General features: G+C 44.6%; 14 protein-coding genes. 8 read left to right on the top strand and 6 right to left on the bottom strand.

Annotated features, from left to right (window positions below):
* The first annotated feature begins 47 nt into the window (after positions 1–47).
* From PHI47_RS00955 to PHI47_RS00920, 8 genes are all read left to right on the top strand, one after another.
* Positions 48–1,106 (top strand): quinone-dependent dihydroorotate dehydrogenase, encoded by a 1,059-nt coding sequence (locus PHI47_RS00955; RefSeq protein WP_299932609.1) that lies wholly within the window; start codon positions 48–50, stop codon positions 1,104–1,106.
* Between the two features lie 38 nt (positions 1,107–1,144).
* Positions 1,145–2,404, top strand: coding sequence for a pitrilysin family protein (locus PHI47_RS00950; RefSeq protein WP_299932605.1), 1,260 nt, complete (start codon positions 1,145–1,147; stop codon positions 2,402–2,404).
* Positions 2,401–3,294 carry a 4-hydroxy-tetrahydrodipicolinate synthase gene (dapA, locus tag PHI47_RS00945; RefSeq protein WP_299932603.1) on the top strand — a complete coding sequence of 298 codons (894 nt, stop codon included), beginning with the start codon at positions 2,401–2,403 and terminating at the stop codon, positions 3,292–3,294. Before PHI47_RS00950 ends, dapA begins: the two co-directional genes overlap by 4 nt.
* Positions 3,295–3,297: 3 nt before the next feature.
* Positions 3,298–4,074 carry an enoyl-ACP reductase gene (locus PHI47_RS00940; RefSeq protein WP_299932600.1) on the top strand — a complete coding sequence of 259 codons (777 nt, stop codon included), beginning with the start codon at positions 3,298–3,300 and terminating at the stop codon, positions 4,072–4,074.
* Positions 4,075–4,191: 117 nt separating this feature from the next.
* Positions 4,192–4,740: a CDP-diacylglycerol--glycerol-3-phosphate 3-phosphatidyltransferase gene (gene pgsA, locus PHI47_RS00935; protein ID WP_299932597.1), complete on the top strand. Its 549-nt coding sequence runs from the start codon at positions 4,192–4,194 to the stop codon at positions 4,738–4,740.
* A gap of 1 nt (position 4,741) precedes the next feature.
* Entirely contained in the window at positions 4,742–5,794 is a 1,053-nt protein-coding gene (gene rseP / locus PHI47_RS00930) for an RIP metalloprotease RseP (protein ID WP_299932595.1), read from the top strand.
* Positions 5,791–6,468: a YggS family pyridoxal phosphate-dependent enzyme gene (locus PHI47_RS00925; RefSeq protein WP_299932593.1), complete on the top strand. Its 678-nt coding sequence runs from the start codon at positions 5,791–5,793 to the stop codon at positions 6,466–6,468. Before rseP ends, PHI47_RS00925 begins: the two co-directional genes overlap by 4 nt.
* A gap of 90 nt (positions 6,469–6,558) precedes the next feature.
* The gene (locus PHI47_RS00920) at positions 6,559–8,775 is read left to right on the top strand and encodes an EAL domain-containing protein (RefSeq protein WP_299932591.1); all 2,217 of its coding nucleotides are present in this window, start codon (positions 6,559–6,561) and stop codon (positions 8,773–8,775) included.
* On the opposite strand, the gene PHI47_RS00915 is transcribed toward PHI47_RS00920, so the two are convergent.
* The 6 genes from PHI47_RS00915 to dnaE form a co-directional block, all read right to left on the bottom strand.
* On the bottom strand, positions 8,767–9,753 hold the full coding sequence (locus PHI47_RS00915) for a HAMP domain-containing sensor histidine kinase (RefSeq protein WP_299932589.1): 987 nt from the start codon (positions 9,751–9,753) through the stop codon (positions 8,767–8,769). The genes PHI47_RS00920 and PHI47_RS00915 overlap by 9 nt on opposite strands.
* Positions 9,753–10,991: a M18 family aminopeptidase gene (locus tag PHI47_RS00910; protein ID WP_299932586.1), complete on the bottom strand. Its 1,239-nt coding sequence runs from the start codon at positions 10,989–10,991 to the stop codon at positions 9,753–9,755. Before PHI47_RS00910 ends, PHI47_RS00915 begins: the two co-directional genes overlap by 1 nt.
* Positions 10,991–11,845 (bottom strand): DNA damage-inducible protein D, encoded by an 855-nt coding sequence (dinD, locus tag PHI47_RS00905; protein ID WP_299932583.1) that lies wholly within the window; start codon positions 11,843–11,845, stop codon positions 10,991–10,993. Before dinD ends, PHI47_RS00910 begins: the two co-directional genes overlap by 1 nt.
* A 125-nt stretch (positions 11,846–11,970) precedes the next feature.
* The gene (locus tag PHI47_RS00900; protein WP_299932580.1) at positions 11,971–12,969 is read right to left on the bottom strand and encodes a virulence RhuM family protein; all 999 of its coding nucleotides are present in this window, start codon (positions 12,967–12,969) and stop codon (positions 11,971–11,973) included.
* Positions 12,966–13,499 (bottom strand): hypothetical protein, encoded by a 534-nt coding sequence (locus PHI47_RS00895; RefSeq protein ID WP_299932578.1) that lies wholly within the window; start codon positions 13,497–13,499, stop codon positions 12,966–12,968. The genes PHI47_RS00900 and PHI47_RS00895 overlap by 4 nt, the downstream gene beginning before the upstream one ends.
* A gap of 51 nt (positions 13,500–13,550) precedes the next feature.
* Positions 13,551–17,090 (bottom strand): DNA polymerase III subunit alpha, encoded by a 3,540-nt coding sequence (gene dnaE, locus PHI47_RS00890; RefSeq protein WP_299932576.1) that lies wholly within the window; start codon positions 17,088–17,090, stop codon positions 13,551–13,553.
* Positions 17,091–17,099 lie beyond the last annotated feature (9 nt).

The following is a 17,099-nucleotide window of genomic DNA, read 5'->3' as shown; positions in this document are numbered from 1 at the left end:
TTTTTGAGTATAATCGCGACAACTTTAACCATGATGAGGCGAACGGTATGTTTGATTACGAATCTTTAAAACCCTGGCTTTTTAAACTTCAACCTGAAAGTGCCCATACCCTCGCTGAGACAGTACTCCGAAGCGCAAGCTTTTGTCCTCCTCTATTCAACGGATGGATGGCCAAACATTTCATCACCCACCCTTCTATCTCTCAAGAGCTATTTGGGCGAACATTCCTCAATCCCGTAGGACTTGCAGCCGGATTTGATAAAAATGCAACCATGTTTCACGGCGTGATGTCACTCGGATTCGGTTTTACCGAAATCGGAACCCTTACCCCGAAACCGCAAGAGGGAAATCCGCGCCCCCGTCTATGGCGCCATATCGAAGAGGATACCCTTCAAAACGCGATGGGATTTAACAATGACGGATTATTCCGTATCTCTCACCGCCTAAAAAATATTTACCCCTTTAGCACACCTATCGGTGTCAATATCGGAAAAAATAAAATCACGTCCGAAGCCAATGCGATCAAAGACTATACAACCTTGATCAAAGCACTCCATGAATATGCCGATTATATGGTTATTAACATCTCTTCTCCCAATACCCCGGGGTTGCGCGATCTTCAAAACGAAGCGTTTATCGCTCAACTTTTTAGTGAAGCCAAAGCGATCACTTCCAAACCGATATTGCTTAAAATTGCTCCGGATATGTCTGAAGATCAAGCGGTAGCATTATGTGTCCATGCGGTTGAGAGCGGCGCAGACGGAATTATTGCTACCAACACCACCATCGACTACTCACTAGTCAGTGAACCCGAAGAGATGGGCGGACTCAGCGGTGAAGTACTCCGTGAACGAAGCTTCTATATTTTCGATGCTATCGCACGCGAACTGTTTGGAAAAACTACCCTTATCAGTGTCGGCGGCATCAGTACCCCTGAAGAAGCCTACCGCCGTATTCGCGCAGGAGCATCACTTGTACAACTCTATACTTCGCTGATTTTCAAAGGCCCTGAAGTAGTCGAAGAGATCAATAGCGGTTTGATCGATCTAATCGCCCAAGACGGCTACAGCTCTATTACCGAAGCAATCGGCGCCGATCGACGATGAAAATTTTCGTCGCAATAATTTTGAGTTTAGGAACCCTTATGGCATCATCCCTTCCCCACTATGAAACTAAAACCTTGTCCAATGGATTGCAAGTTGTTGCCATCCCTATGGATAACGGCTCGTCAGTCATCTCCACCGACATTTTTTATAAAGTGGGAAGCCGTAACGAAGTGATGGGTAAAACCGGCATAGCGCATATGCTGGAACACATGAACTTCAAATCGACAAAAAACCTCAAAGCGGGCGAGTTTGACGAAGAGGTCAAAAGTATCGGGGGAATGAACAATGCTTCCACCGGATTTGACTTCACCCATTATTACATTAAATCAAGCACCGAAAATCTCCCGAAATCACTTTCGTTGTTTTCCGAATTGATGCAAAATCTGAATCTCAAAGACGACGAGTTCCAACCGGAACGTAACGTTGTTGCGGAAGAGCGCCGATGGAGAACCGATAACAATCCTATGGGATATATGTATTTCCGCCTCTTTAACAGCGCTTACGTCTATCACCCGTACCATTGGATGCCGATCGGGTTTATGAACGATATTCAAACATGGACGCTGGAAGATATCCAACATTTTCACGCAACTTATTATCAGCCGAAAAATGCCATTCTCGTCGTGACCGGTGATATTTCAGCCCCAACCGTTTTTGAAGAAGCCCAAAAACAATTCGGCAATGTTCCCAATACCCTTGATATCCCTGCAGTCAAAACGATCGAACCTGAACAAGACGGTGCACGCCGCGTCATGGTTCACAAAGAGAGCGAAGTTGAGATGCTCGCTATCAGCTTCCCGATCCCCAATTTTCAGCATACCGATCAGGTCAAACTCTCTGCGATGAGCGAAATGCTCAGTTCCGGAAAAAGCTCACGTTTGTATCGCACCTTGGTCGATGAAAAACGGCTCGTCAATCAAATCTATGCCTATAACATGGAAAATGCCGACTCAGGAGTGTTTCTCTTTGTAGCCATCTGTAACAATGGTATTAAAGCCGAAGCCGTAGAAAAAGAGATATGGAAAATCATCCAAGGTCTCCAAAATAAACCTGTAAAAAAAGCTGAACTCGACAAGATCAAAATCAACACCAAATCCGACTTCATCTACTCACTGGAGAGTTCGACATCGGTTGCCGATCTGTTCGGAAGCTACCTTGCACGCGGGGATATCACTCCACTGATGAACTATGAATCCTCCATCGAAGCACTCAAACCCGAAGATATACAAACGGTCGCCAAACATTATTTGATTCCTGAAAAATCAACTACGATAATCCTACGAAAAGGTCAAAAATGAATCTAGTAACCGGTTCAACAACAGCATTGATAACCCCTTTTAAAAATGGGAAACTTGATGAGCAAAAATACGCTGATTTGATCAAAAGACAAATCAAAAACGGTATTGATGCCGTTTGTCCCGTTGGAACGACAGGGGAAAGCGCAACCTTGACGTATGATGAAGATCGTATCTGTATAGAAATTGCCGTTGCAGTTTGCAAAGGAACCTCCACCAAAGTCCTTGCCGGGGCGGGAAGCAATTCCACCGCTGAAGCGATCGAAGCAGCTCGCACAGCACAAGAGTGCGGTGTCGATGCTATTTTCTCCGTTGCACCATACTACAACAAACCTTCCCAAGAGGGCCTCTATCAGCACTACAAAGCAATCGCAGAGTCAGTTAGCGAAATGCCGTTTATGCTCTATAACGTTCCGGGGCGAACGATGGTTGATATCAGTGCCGATACCGTTATCCGTCTTTTCGATGATGTAAAAAACATTTACGGAATCAAAGAGGCGACGGGTAGCATCGAACGCACCATAGAACTGCTTTCACGTCGACCGGAGCTCAAAGTATTATGCGGAGATGACGCTATCGATTACGCTATTCTAGCGTGCGGAGGAGCAGGAATTACCTCGGTTACCTCTAACCTCCTCCCCGATCTAAAAAGCCAACTGGTTGCCAAAGCACTTGGCGGTGATATGAGCGGAGCAAAAGCGCTGAACGATACTTTGTTTCCTATTAACAAAGCACTCTTTTTAGAGTCTAATCCAGTGATGATTAAAGCCGCCATGTACATCACGGGGTTACTTGATACGCTAGAGTATCGGCTCCCCCTCGTCGTACCGAGCACTGAAAATATGAAAAAACTCGAAGAAGTTCTAAAAAATTATAACATCGCAGGAGCATAAAGAATGTCAAATATGAAGGGTAAAACACTCGTAATCACCGGAGCTACCAAAGGGATCGGACAAGCCATCGCCGAAAAATTTGCTCAACAGGGTGTTAACATCGCTTTTACCTACAACTCTAATGGTGAAACAGCTGCTATTTTAGCCCAAGAGTGGGAAAGTAAATATGGTGTAAAAGCCCGTGCTTATCCTCTGAATATTTTAGAGCCAGATGAATTTAAACCTCTCTTTGAAGCCATCGATGCCGATTTTGACCGTGTCGATTTTTTCGTCAGCAACGCTATGATTTACGGTCGTCCGGTTGTCGGCGGATACGGTAAGTTTATGCGTCTAAAACCACGCGGTTTGAATAACATCTACACTGCAACCGTCAATGCATTTGTCGTAGGAACCCAAGAAGCGGCAAAACGGATGGAAAAAGTAGGCGGCGGTGCCGTTGTCACCATGTCAAGCACCGGAAATCTCATCTACATCGAAAACTACGCAGGTCATGGAACCAACAAAGCAGCCGTCGAAGCGATGGCACGCTACGCGGCAGTCGAACTCGGTGAGATGAATATCCGTGTCAATGCCGTATCAGGCGGACCAATCGATACTGATGCACTCAAAGCATTCACCAACTACGAAGAGGTCAAAGCCGAAACCATCAAACGCTCGGCGCTAAATCGTATGGGAAGCCCGGATGATATCGCGGGAGCAGTTTATTTTCTCTGTACCGAAGAAGCAGGCTGGATCACGGGTCAAACGATTATCGTTGACGGCGGAACCACCTTCCGTTAATTTTACATGCTAAAGTGGCAAAGCCCCTTTGTCTAGGCTAACGCTGACTTTTGCTCGGCGCAAAGCCCACGCGCAGTCAACTGCGCTTTATAATAACCTGCCTTAAAGGTAATCTTGGTGTTCAATATCCCAAATATTTTAGCATTTATCCGCCTTCTCATTGCTCCGGTGATGTTTTGGATTATCCTCAACCCTCAACTTTTCACCGATATGGGATGGCATATTAGCTGGAACTATTACATCGCGACATTGCTATTCGTTATCGCCAGCACAACTGACTTTTTTGACGGATACGTTGCTCGTGAACTCGATCAAATCACCATCGTCGGGCAAATCCTCGATCCCCTCGCTGATAAAATGCTCACACTCGCCGCATTTTTAGGCCTTATGATGAGCGGTGCAGCATCGGCATGGGCAATCTATATTATCATCGTTCGTGAGCTTTTTATCACAGGACTACGAACCCTCTCCATGTCTGAGGGGATCGATGTCAGTGCATCTATGGCGGGTAAAGTCAAAACCGTCGCACAGATGATCGCCATCGGATTTTTGCTGATGCATTGGCCGTTTGGTAATATGCTGCTCTGGATCGCCGTTGCCCTAACGGTCTATTCAGGTGCAGAATATCTTGTCGGTTTTAGTAAAGCCTATAAAGGAAAAATATAATATGTCTTGGATTTTAGCCCTTCTCGTCCTCTCTGTTTTGATTTTTTTCCATGAGTTCGGACACTATTCTGCCGCAAAATTTTTCGGTGTTTACGTCGAAGTATTTAGTATCGGCTTCGGTAAAAAACTGGCCTCTTTTCGTTGGCTAAATACCCAATGGCAAATTTCTGCGATACCCTTGGGCGGTTACGTCAAAATGAAAGGGCAGGATGATCTCGATCCGAGCGCCATCAGCAATGACAACGACAGCTATAACAGTAAAAAGCCGTGGCAGCGTATCATCATCCTCCTCGCAGGACCTCTGGCTAATTTCGTCCTTGCATGGTTCTTTTTATACGCAATAGCGTTAGGGGGGCCAAAAACTCTCTCGCCTATCATCGGACAAGTAGTCAAAAATTCCCCCGCACACATAGCCGGACTCCAAAAAGGGGACATCGTCCGAAAAGTCAACGGAGAGAGTATTCAAGAGTGGAATGAACTCTCCGATACAATCAAATCCTCCATACACTCCGTTACGTTTGAAATCGAACGAAACCATACGCTTTTAAGTGTCATAGTAACCCCCAGAGTAACCCAAACTCATAATATTTTCAAAGAGACGATTTATCAGCCAATGGTTGGGATCGCCCCATCCGGTGATTTTCATACGTTAGAACTCACCCCTATTAGCGCAGTATCCTATGCCAGTAGAGAAACGTATAACTCTTCGCTTATGATCTTTCAAAGTGTCCAAAAACTCCTCACCGGCATCGTACCTGCCAAAGAGGTCGGCGGAGTTGTCAGCATCGCTAAAATCACTGCCGATGCGGCAGAATATGGATGGATGAGTCTGTTGTTTTTCTCTGCACTTATTTCGGTAAATCTGGGAGTTCTCAATCTCCTTCCGATTCCGGCACTCGATGGAGGACATATTATGTTTAATCTCTATGAAATGATCCGTCGTAAAGCTCCTAGTGAAGCAGTCATTACGCAGCTTACTATCGGTGGATGGGTACTGTTGCTCGGGCTTATGAGTCTGGGGCTCTATAACGACATTACGAGGTTAATGCAATGACAACACTGGAACAAAAACTTCATTTTGACCACATCATCGAGCGGGTTGAAAAAGCCCGTTTACGCGTAAACGATCATCACATCGTCAAAATTGTTGCCGCCAGTAAATACGTCGATGCGGATGCAATTAAATCGCTTTATGAAATCGGGCAACGGGCATTCGGAGAAAACAAAGTTCAAGACCTCGTAACTAAAAGTGAAGCCTTGGATGAGCTCCCTATCGAATGGCATTTCATCGGTACGTTACAAAAAAATAAAATCAACCATCTTTTAAGTGTTCGTCCTCATCTGCTCCATTCTATCGACTCTTTGGATCTTGCATACGCATTGAATGAACGTTTAGAAAGGGAGAATCAGATCCTTCGTGCATTGGTGCAAGTAAATTCTGCCTACGAAGAGACTAAAAGCGGTTTTACTCCGGAAGAGTTTACAGATCACTATGCACGCATCAGCGAGGAGTGCCCAAGACTCCATTTACAAGGGATTATGAGTATCGGAGCACACGTCGATGATCCAACAACTGTACGTAAAAGTTTTGAAACAACCCGACGTATTTTTGATACTCTACCGACTGCAACCATCTGTTCCATGGGGATGAGCGGTGATTTTGAGCTTGCGATCGAATGCGGTTCCAACATGATTCGTTTAGGTTCTATTCTCTTCCCAAAATTCTAGATAACTTGCTCTTTTTAGACACTTTTTCATCACAATCGCCACTCACCTATGTTATAATCTTTCATGACACATAGGTGATAAAGGGTGAGGGTGAAGAAGATCAAACAACGGGCGATATTCTATGCTATGACGCTGGTTGTCCTTCTCGTTGTAATTTTTATAAGCACCATTGTTCAAGACAAAAAAAAAGTCTTGGATGAAAAAACTGCCGCCCACCGCTCTTTGCTTCGTAATTCTTTTGATTTATCACTGTTTGATACCCAAAAGGGACTTAGCGAATTAGCCTGTAAAATTTCTTCGAATCGTGATATTGTTGATGCGTTTGCAGCACATGACCGCAATAAGCTCTATCAACTCACTCTCCCTTATTTTCTAGAGGCAAAAAGACGTGGAGAAGTAGATGTAAGTGGATTTGTCGGTGCAGATGGCATCCATTTTTTACGTCTACAAGACCCTCATAAATATGGGGATAATATCCTCAATAAACGCCCATTATTAGCGTATGCAATTAAAAATAAAAAGCAGATTAGCTCTTTGGACGTCACTCTCTACGATGTTGCACTGGTGACAATCATCCCTATTTTTAAAGACAATACATTCATTGGAATTATCCAAACAGTTGCAAGAATCGATCGTGTTCAAAAACGGCTTAATGCCCATTCGGGAATCAAAAGTGCCATTGCATTCGATACCAAAAAACTTAAAATGGTATTGCCAAATGATGAAAAAATAAGTTACCACGGCTATTCGCTCGTATCCTCTAATAATCCTCTTTTCGAGAAACTTCCGGCTACTTTTACTTTTAAACAAAGCAATCGCTATGAAATCGATCATCTGAATTATGTCATTGCATCACGGCCACTGACCAATTACCAAAATGAGACCATTGCGATGATGATCTGCGCATTCGATGTCACCAATGATGTCAATGAATATCACAAAGAAATACGCAATCTTCTAATCATCAGCTTTTTACTCCTCACAATCGTAGCTGTAGTACTCCATTACGGATTTAGGATTTTGATTCGCCGCATCGATCGTGATGCCAGAATCACCCGGGAACTAAATCAAAAACTTGAGCACCAGCTCCACAGCGACCATCTCACCTCCCTGCCTAATCGAAATGCCCTTATTCGAGATATTCATGCCAGCCGTTTTTATGCTCTTATTCTTTTAAATATCGATAATTTTAAAGAGATCAATGACTTTTACGGGCATGCAATCGGCGATGACACACTCTTGGCATTGAGTCGATCCATAAAAGAAGCGATTCAAACACTGCCGATGAAGCTGTATAAAATGCCTTCTGATGAATACGCTATCGCGGTCACAGAACCGATGAGTTCATCGCAGCTCGAAGCATCGCGTCTTTCAATCGTTCATCACCTGCAGTCTAAATATTATGACGTGCACGGTGCCAGTATCTACGTTACCCTAACCATGGGAATGGATATTGCCCTGCGCATTCGGGGAACAAACATTATCAGCCTTCTGTCCAATGCCGATATGGCACTTAAAGCCGCTAAAAAAAGACATCTCAGCTATATGCTTTACGATGAGACTATGCAAATCAAACAGGAATATCAAAATAATATTTTATGGAGTAAAAAAGTCAAAGAAGCGATTGAAGAAAAACGTTTTTGCCTCCATTATCAGCCGATTATCGATCCGATAAATGGAGAAATAGTCGAGTATGAAGCCCTGATCCGAATGATCGATGCCAACGGATCGATCATTGCTCCGAGCTATTTTCTCCCTGCTGCGAAACAATCACGTTTGTATCCGATGATTTCGCAATTCGTAATTGATGAAGTATTTAAAATGGTGGAGACTACACCTCACCGTTATTCAATTAATCTTTCAGTTGATGATATTTTCGATAAACCTACCAAAGAATTTTTAATGCATAAAATCCAAACGTCACTCCACAGTAACCGGATTATTTTTGAGCTCTTAGAGAGTGAAGGGATTGAGAATTATCAAGAAGTTTCTTCATTTATTGCCGAGGTCAAACAGTTCGGTTGCCGTATCGCTATCGATGATTTCGGTACGGGTTATTCGAATTTCGCCCATATTTTACGTCTTGATGTAGATATCTTAAAAATCGATGGCTCATTAATCCGAAATATTGATAGCGACACTAACGCCCAAACCGTACTTTCGGCCGTCACCGAATTTTCAAAACGTTTGGGACTTAAAACCGTAGCGGAGTTTGTCCATTCAAAAGCGGTTTATGAGAAGTGTACAGAATTAGGAGTCGACTATTTACAGGGATATTACATCAGCGAGCCGAAGCCTCTAGGATAAGAGAGTAATACGGAACCCCTTACGTTCCCCTTCGCATAGCGCAATCTCTCCACCGTGAGATTCGGCAATATTTTTTGCCAATACCAGCCCCAAACCGTTACCACGCTCTTTCGTACTTTTAAACGCCTCGAAAAGCCACTTTTTATTCTCGATAGCAATTCCGGTATCATAAATCTCGAAGGTATGCATATCATTCTCTTTTCGATAAGTAATCTCTATTTGCCCTTCCTCTTCATCATCCAATTCAATCGCATCGATCGCATTAAAGACAAAATTACTAAAGAGCATCGAGAGGAGATCCAAATCACCTATAAGTTCAAAATCCTCCTCCGGAAAAATAAACTCGATCGGTTTTCCATAGCTGTAATAGCCGATAGCACTCGTGAGCGCTTCACGTAACTGAGACCATCGAAGTCGGTTTTTTTGAGCGCTTACCCCCTTGGAGAACATCAATGTCGCTTTAATAATCCGCTCGATCCGATAGAGCGATTTTTGGATCTCTTCTACGATAGGTCGGTTTTCAGGGATAACCCGTTTGATCAATGTTGATGCCAGCAGTGCAATAGAACCGATCGGATTTCGGATCTCATGGGAGAGATGAGCCGCCATTTGACCCATAGTGGCGAGATTTTCTTTGCGCTTTTGTTCGGTGATATCGGTTGCACTGAGTAAATGCTTTTCGTTGTGGTGCGCTGATTTGATCAGATACGACCTCTCTTTGAAATTCACTTCGTAATCTTCTTCCCCGAAACGAAGTGTCTCCAATAAAGAATCAAGCTCTTTGGCTTGAGAGTTTTGCAAAAAAATTGAACCGTCTTGTTCAACAATCCAAATCGCATTGGGAAGAAACTCAATCACCTGCTCGATGGTACTTTGAAGATATTCGTACGACTGGCGCAATGCCACGTACTCTTCTTCAACTTTGTACGTTTGATCGATAAGGGCCTTAAGTTCGGAGGGGGAAATGGCATCAGACATTAGAAATCACCCAGATGCACTAAGATACGATAAAGTCCGTAGGCGTCACTGACACCGGAAAGCTCACGAATCGAATGCATGGCGAGTGTCGGAACGCCGACATCGATTGTCTCTATCCCCAGACGGGTTGCACTGATCGGTCCGATCGTCGAACCGCATCCCATATCGCTGCGCGTCACAAAGGTTTGAATAGGGATATGCAGCGATCTGGCACATTGAACGAACCGTCCCTGTGTCCGGGCAGAAGTCGCATAACGTTGGTTCGAATTAATCTTCACGGCAACCCCTTGATTCAAAAGCGGAGCATGTTCAGAATCATGTTTACTCGGGAAATTCGGATGTTGGGCATGAGCATTATCACACGATACCATCAGCGAACGGCGCATCAACGTTGTGAATTTATCTCCGGAAATACGGCGGAGTATCTCTTCCACAAACGTCCCCCCTGCTCCGACATGAGAATCACTTCCCACCTCTTCATGATCCAAACAGGCGACCATCATCGGATAAGAGGTTTCCATCAGAGCACTCATCCCAATGTAACAGCTGAGGAGATTGTCCAAACGTGCCGATGTTATAAATTCTTGGTTTATTCCGATAAAAGAGCCTTTTTGAACATCATAGAAACTAAGTTCATGTGCCAGCAGAGTCAATCCGCTTATATCTTCTTGGATTTGGGAGAGGATAAATTTATCAAAATCAACATCACCGGTTGCTATGATCGGAACAATATCAGTTTGTGCGTTGATCGATCGGGAAGAGTTAGCCTCACGATCGAGATGGATCGCTAATGAGGGGATAACGGCGATGGGAGAAAGGATATTTATGAGCGCTTCACGGCGCACATCGCCTTCCAAATAAACAACACGACCAGCAAGCGCCAGATCACGATCAAACCACGGATTGAGCAATACTCCGCCATACGGCTCGACACCGAGCCGTTTGACACCTGCTACCGTCGTCAGAGGATTAGGTTTGAGACGCAAATGAGGCGAGTCGGTATGGGCACCGACAATGGTATACCCTTTTTCATTACACGGCGGATAGGTAAACGCGATAATCGAAGAATCATTTCGGGTTACATAATAATCCTTATCTTCTTCGAGGTTCCAGACTTGATCTTCCTCAAGACGGATAAACCCATGACATTCCAACATCTTCGCCAACCATGCTACCGCATGAAACGGTGTCGGGGAAGCATCGATAAATTGGATCAGTTCTTCGTTAAATTCGCGCATTACCCTTTATCCTTACTCTCTATTTTTTGAGTGTTTTGTGCTAGTTTTTTGTCATTCATTTTCACTCTGCGTTCGAGCTTTTTAATATCCTCTTCGGGGGATAGCTCTTCGGGTTTAATCCCGCTTTTGCCCAACAGTTCCCGAACTTCACTATTATTTTTAATATGCTCGCTCGTAATCGGTTGTTCACCATACAAATCACGCGCTTTGACATTATAGTTGGTAATCTCAGTTGCGAGGTCTTTTGCCTTGATCGTAATCGTCGGGAGAAAATCAGCGATAGGACGATTTTCGGGTATCCCCATCTTTGCTTTCATCTCTTGCGTATTATATCCATCGAATAGTGCATTATCCCCTTTACTGCAGATACGTCCGAACCCTTGATTATCAACTCCCCGTTCATATATGTTTTTAGAGAGTTCCGTTTCGGTAGCGGTAAGTTTTTGACGGGCTTCGAGCCGTTCGGAGAGGGAAATACGCTCTTCGAGAAGTTCTTGTTTGCGGGTTTGGAGGGCAAAATAGCTTTGGGCAAACGCAATACGCTCTTTTCGCGGATCACCGTTTTGAGCGATGAGATAGCAAGCGTAGCGGGTGAGCATATAATCATCAACCGTTTTTTGTGCACCACTTCCGATCTCTACCATTTTCCCGACGTCGGGAAAATGGTCTACTACCGATTGTCCTGAATTTTGACATGCCGTTTTCGCTTTTTCGATAACTTGTTTAAAGTTGTCCCATTTGGTATATTCCAAAAGCCGCATCAATTCTCTAGCATACCAAAATTCTACACCCTCTTGTTCATGCACCGCATCTTCGAAGCTTTTATGGAGAGAGGTTATCAATTGTTTTTCCATTGCATTTTCCTTCGCGCAAATCTATAAATATTATAGCTTTGGACGAGAATTCACTCCAAAATATGACAGATTGTTATTATTCCCCATAATGGCTCCGCTGACTTGAAGCAATTCCATTATGCGACTCATGCTTTACGGCTCTCTGCTTTGGCTGTTTTCTCTAGGGTGTTGATAGTTTCTAGGTACTCTTCTTCGACCTGTTCCAGCGTTTTGGCTTTGTATTTTTTAAACTCCACTTTGGCTTTGATTTGGGCTTGGGTGTGCCCTATGGTTCCCGCATTGGTGAGTAATTTTCGCCCCGTAGATGAGAGGATATTATCCAGTTCCCGTACATAATCTTCCATCCGCATTTCCCGCTCTTCGATAGCGTTTAGTTCCGCCAAGTCAAAATACGCCGAAACGAGGTTATTGAGTACGCGGAGTTCTTGCTCACTAAGGTAGTTTTTGGCAACCATCGCTTCGGCTTGTGTCGGTTGGCTCCCTTTGAAGTTTGTCACACCTGCAAAGGGTTTGTCACTGTCCACACGCAGATAAATCACCTCACTGGCGGTATGTCCGTGGGCGGCGTAGTGCAGTTTATTTTGTACGATTTTAAAAAAAGTGAGACTATTCTCACTTTTAGGGTCATAGTCTGTTGCTGTAGCGTACAACTCCAACACTTGACGGTACATCACTTTTTCACTGGAACGAATGTCTCGAATACGATCAAGTAACTCTTTCCAGTAGTTACCGCCACCGAGGTTTTTTAATCGCTCGTCATTAAGTACGAATCCTTTTTGAAGATACTCTTTCAACACAGTGGAAGCATATCGCCTAAACTGCACCCCACGAACCGAACGTACACGATAGCCAACTGCCAAAATTACATCAAGATTATAGAGTGCGATATTGCGTGAAACTTCTCGATTTCCTTCATTTTGAACTGTCAACTGATGGTTGACAGTTGCTTTTTCTTCTAACTCATTTTCATCATAAATAGCTTGAATATGCTTGCTGATATTTTGTTTGGTGGTTTGAAAAAGTTCGGCTATTTCTAATTGAGAGAGCCAAATCGTACCATTTTCCAAGCGCAAATCAATCTTAGTAGCTCCGTCCTCGGTAGTATAAAAAATAACTTGACTCATACTTCGCCTTTACCACTTTTTATTTCATCTATCATCTTGTTAACCATTTCCTCGGTTATTCCAAGATATTTAAGATGTTCCGAATAGTACGGCTTCAATTCATTATCAATATTCTTTGAATCATCTATAAAATTACTAAAATAATTTAACATTTCTTTTTGACCCAATTCTGAAGCAAATTTCTGTATTTCAGACTTAAAATACTTATGTACCAAATAATTTCTACGTTCAAGTATTTCAGCCAATTTATCTCTAAGTTCATCAGATAATAAATAGCTTTGTTTCACTTCATTGATAAAGGCACCCATTGTTTTTTTTGAACTATCTATTAAATCAATAATTTCGTTAACTTCTTTATTTGTTTTGACTTTATTTTTAATTATTCTATCAGTGAACAGCATCATAGAAAAAGTTTCTTCCAAGCATTGACCAATATAAACTGCAAGCCCAAAATAAGCATAGATTAGCTTATGTTTACCATCATCATCTTCTGGGTTATACTCATTAATTGCTATTTGATAAGTACTCATATCCACCTCTTAAGAATACTAGATTATAAACGAAAAGCTCTTTTGATATTTTTATATTACATCCACATCTTCTAAAACACTTAACTCTTCGATCACCTTATTATCCACCCGTATCGCCGAATCGATGACGACATCGGCAAGTTTCGAAACGATGGTCAGTTTGATCTCACGGCGTCCCGGATGACGACGAATAAGGGTATAGAGTTTCTCTAATGTCTCTAAGTTGTCACTGAGGCGGATACGCAACAGCAACGGCTCCTGTGGCGGGAGGTTTTCGACGATCTTCGTCTCTACCTTTTTCGCCTCTTTTTTCGCTTCATTAAGGGTCATAATCTTCGTGACGCTGATGCGGGTGAACATCTCAGTGTGGGTTACTTTGACCTTGAATGCAATCGGCTCATCGAGATCCATCGCTTCGAGCTGATCAACTCTGTCGCTGAAGAGCATCACTTCGATATTGCCGTGGAAGTCCATGAGGCTCACCAGTCCGAACATAGACCCTTTTTTCGACATCTTTTTCGTGATCGTTTCGACTTTTCCGATAAAGATGGCAGTGGAACCGTCCTCGATATTCTCAACCTCACTAGAGAGGGTATAGTTGATCGCGTCGATCTGTTCGCGGAAGTTATCGAGCGGATGACCGGAGACGTAGAATCCGAGGGTGTCTTTCTCGAAATCCAGCAGCGTTTTGAGGTCGAACTCGTCCATATTTTTGAGGCTCAACTCGACTGCCGTCACCTCTTCATCATCCCCGAAAAGGCTAAATTGGGCATCTTTTTTCAAAGACGAACCTTTTTTTGCCGTCTCGACGAGGGTTTCGACCTGCTCCAAGAGTGCACGGCGAGAGTATCCAAAATGATCCAAGCCCCCCGCTTTGATAATACACTCGATCACTCGCTTGTTCACTTTTTGCGGTTCGATACGGTTGGTGAAGTCTTGAATATCTTTGAACTCCCCCTCAGCTCTGGCTTCGAGGATCGACTCGACCGCCGCTTCCCCGACCCCTTTGATCGCTCCCAAACCGAAGAGGATTTGATCCTGACCGTCTTTGGTAATCGCGGAGAATTCAAGCTGTGAGTGGTTGATATCGGGAGCACCGAGAAAGATTTTCATCCGTTTGGCTTCGTCGATGTATTTGACGACTTTGTCGGTGTTGTCTTTTTCAGAGGTGAGGAGTGCCGCCATAAACTCTTGCGGGTAGTAGGTTTTAAGCCACGCCGTTTGGAACGTAACCATCGCGTACGCCGCTGAGTGGGATTTGTTGAATCCGTATCCGGCGAATTTTTCGATCAAGTCGAAGAGCTCGGAGGCTTTTTGGTAGTCTAGCCCCTGCTGTTGCGCCCCTTCACTAAACTCACGGTTGTATTTTTGCATCTCTTCGAGTTTCTTTTTCCCCATCGCACGACGAACGATGTCCGCACCGCCGAGACTCATCCCCCCGATGGTTTGAACGATCTGCATAACCTGCTCTTGGTAAACGATAACCCCATAGGTCGGTTTTAGGATCGGCTCCAGTGCGGCGAATACGTACGTGATCGCCTGACGACCGTGTTTACGCTCGATAAAGTCATCCAACATCCCCGATTCCATCGGTCCCGGACGGTAAAGGGCGAGTACCGCAATCAAGTCCTCGAACACGCTGGGCTTGAGCCGTTTGTTCAAATCCTGCATCCCCGAACTCTCGATCTGGAACATCCCGATGGTGTCACCGCTTTGGATAACTTCGTACACTTTCGGATCGTTCTCATCGATCGTGTGCCAGTTTACCTCGACGTCGTACCGTTTTTTGATCAGTTTGATCGCGTTATCGATAACATCAAGCGTTTTAAGTCCCAAGAAGTCGAATTTGATCAGGTCGATGTCTTCGAGATAGTTGAGCGAATACTGAGTAACAAACGTCTCCTCGCCTGAGGGTTTGTAGATCGGGGTTTTCTTCCAAAGCGGTTCGTTGGAAATAACGACTCCCGCCGCGTGCATCCCCGCATTGCGTTTAAGCCCTTCAAGCTTTTTCGAAAACTCCCACACACGCGCTATCTGAGGATCGCTATCGATCAGTTCGGAAATTTTCGGCTCTTTTTGGAATGCTCCGGGTTTAAACTCTCCCCCTTTGGTTTTACCGTTGAGGGTAATCCCCAGTTCATCGGGGATCAGTTTCGCCATCATGTCGGCTTGGGAGAGAGGCATCTCTAAAACACGCGCAACGTCGCGGATAACCCCTTTGGCTAACAGTGAACCAAACGTGATGATCTGCGCCACCTGCTCTCGCCCGTATTTACGCACCACGTAGTCAATAATCTCGCCGCGACGCGCTTGCATGAAGTCCATATCGATATCGGGCATCGATACCCGTTCAGGATTAAGAAAACGCTCAAAAAGCAAATCATATTTCATCGGGTCAATATCGGTAATCTCAAGACTATAGGCTACGAGGCTCCCCGCCGCCGATCCCCGCCCCGGTCCTACGGCAATCCCCATCCGTTTGGCTTCACGGACGAAATCCCAAACGATCAGCATATAGCCGGGGAATTTCATCTGGTTGATCACCTGCATCTCAAACTCTAGCCGCTCACGATACTCCTGATGGCGTTCAGCGGGGACATGTTCGAGGCGTATATCCAAACCGATTCGGCAACGGTGGATAAAGTACTCCGAATCTTCCTCGATAGTTAGCCCCTCTTCGAGGGCATATTCGGTTGTAAATTTGAAATTCGGCGGTGTCGGGTTTCCGAGTTTGAGTTCGAGCTGGCACTTATCCACGATCTCTTGGGTGTTATAGAGCGCTTCGGGGATGTCGGCAAACAATCGTGCCATCTGCTCGGGGGATTTGATGTAAAACTCATGAACGGAGTGGCGCATCCGCTTCGGGTCGTCGTAGAGTTTATTCATCCCGATACACATAAATGCTTCGTGATACTGAGCATCACCCGCATAGGTGTAGTGGGTGTCATTGGTGGCGATCAGTTTGATATTGGTCTCTTGAGAGATACGGATCACCTGCTCGTCGATAAAGAGCTGATCGGCTATCCCGTGGCGCATGATCTCCATGTAAAAATCATCCCCGAAAATCTCTTTGTACTCTAACGCGATCCGCTTCGCCTCATCGTACCCTAACGCCCCGTTTTTAACGTTACGTTCGCTGTTGGTATTGAGATGCCAGTTCACTTCTCCCTGCAAACACGCCGAGGTGCAGATAATCCCCTCACAGTTCTCACGAAGGAGCTGTTTGTTAATGCGGGGAAAGTAGTAAAAGCCGTTGATATAGGCTTGAGACGAGAGGTACATGAGGTTTTTATAACCCGCTTCGTTTTTGGCAAACAAACAAACGTGAAAACGTTGTTTGATCGTCTTGTCTCCCAAATCTTCACCGTTATGGATGTAGGCTTCCATCCCGATGATCGGTTTGAGTCCTGCCCCTCTCATCTGTTGATAAAAATCAATCGCCCCGAACATATTCCCGTGATCGCTCATCGCGACCGAAGTCATCCCCAGTTCTTTGACTCGCGCCGCTAAAGCTGAAATCTTGTTCGCGCCATCGAGAAGAGAATATTCGGTATGGAGATGAAGGTGGGTAAACGGAGGGATTGTGCTCATGAAAAAATG

This window comes from Sulfuricurvum sp., assembly GCF_028713855.1.
Classification (GTDB): domain Bacteria; phylum Campylobacterota; class Campylobacteria; order Campylobacterales; family Sulfurimonadaceae; genus Sulfuricurvum.
Note: the sequence above shows the minus strand (reverse complement) of the source record. Positions and strands in the feature narration are given on the sequence as shown.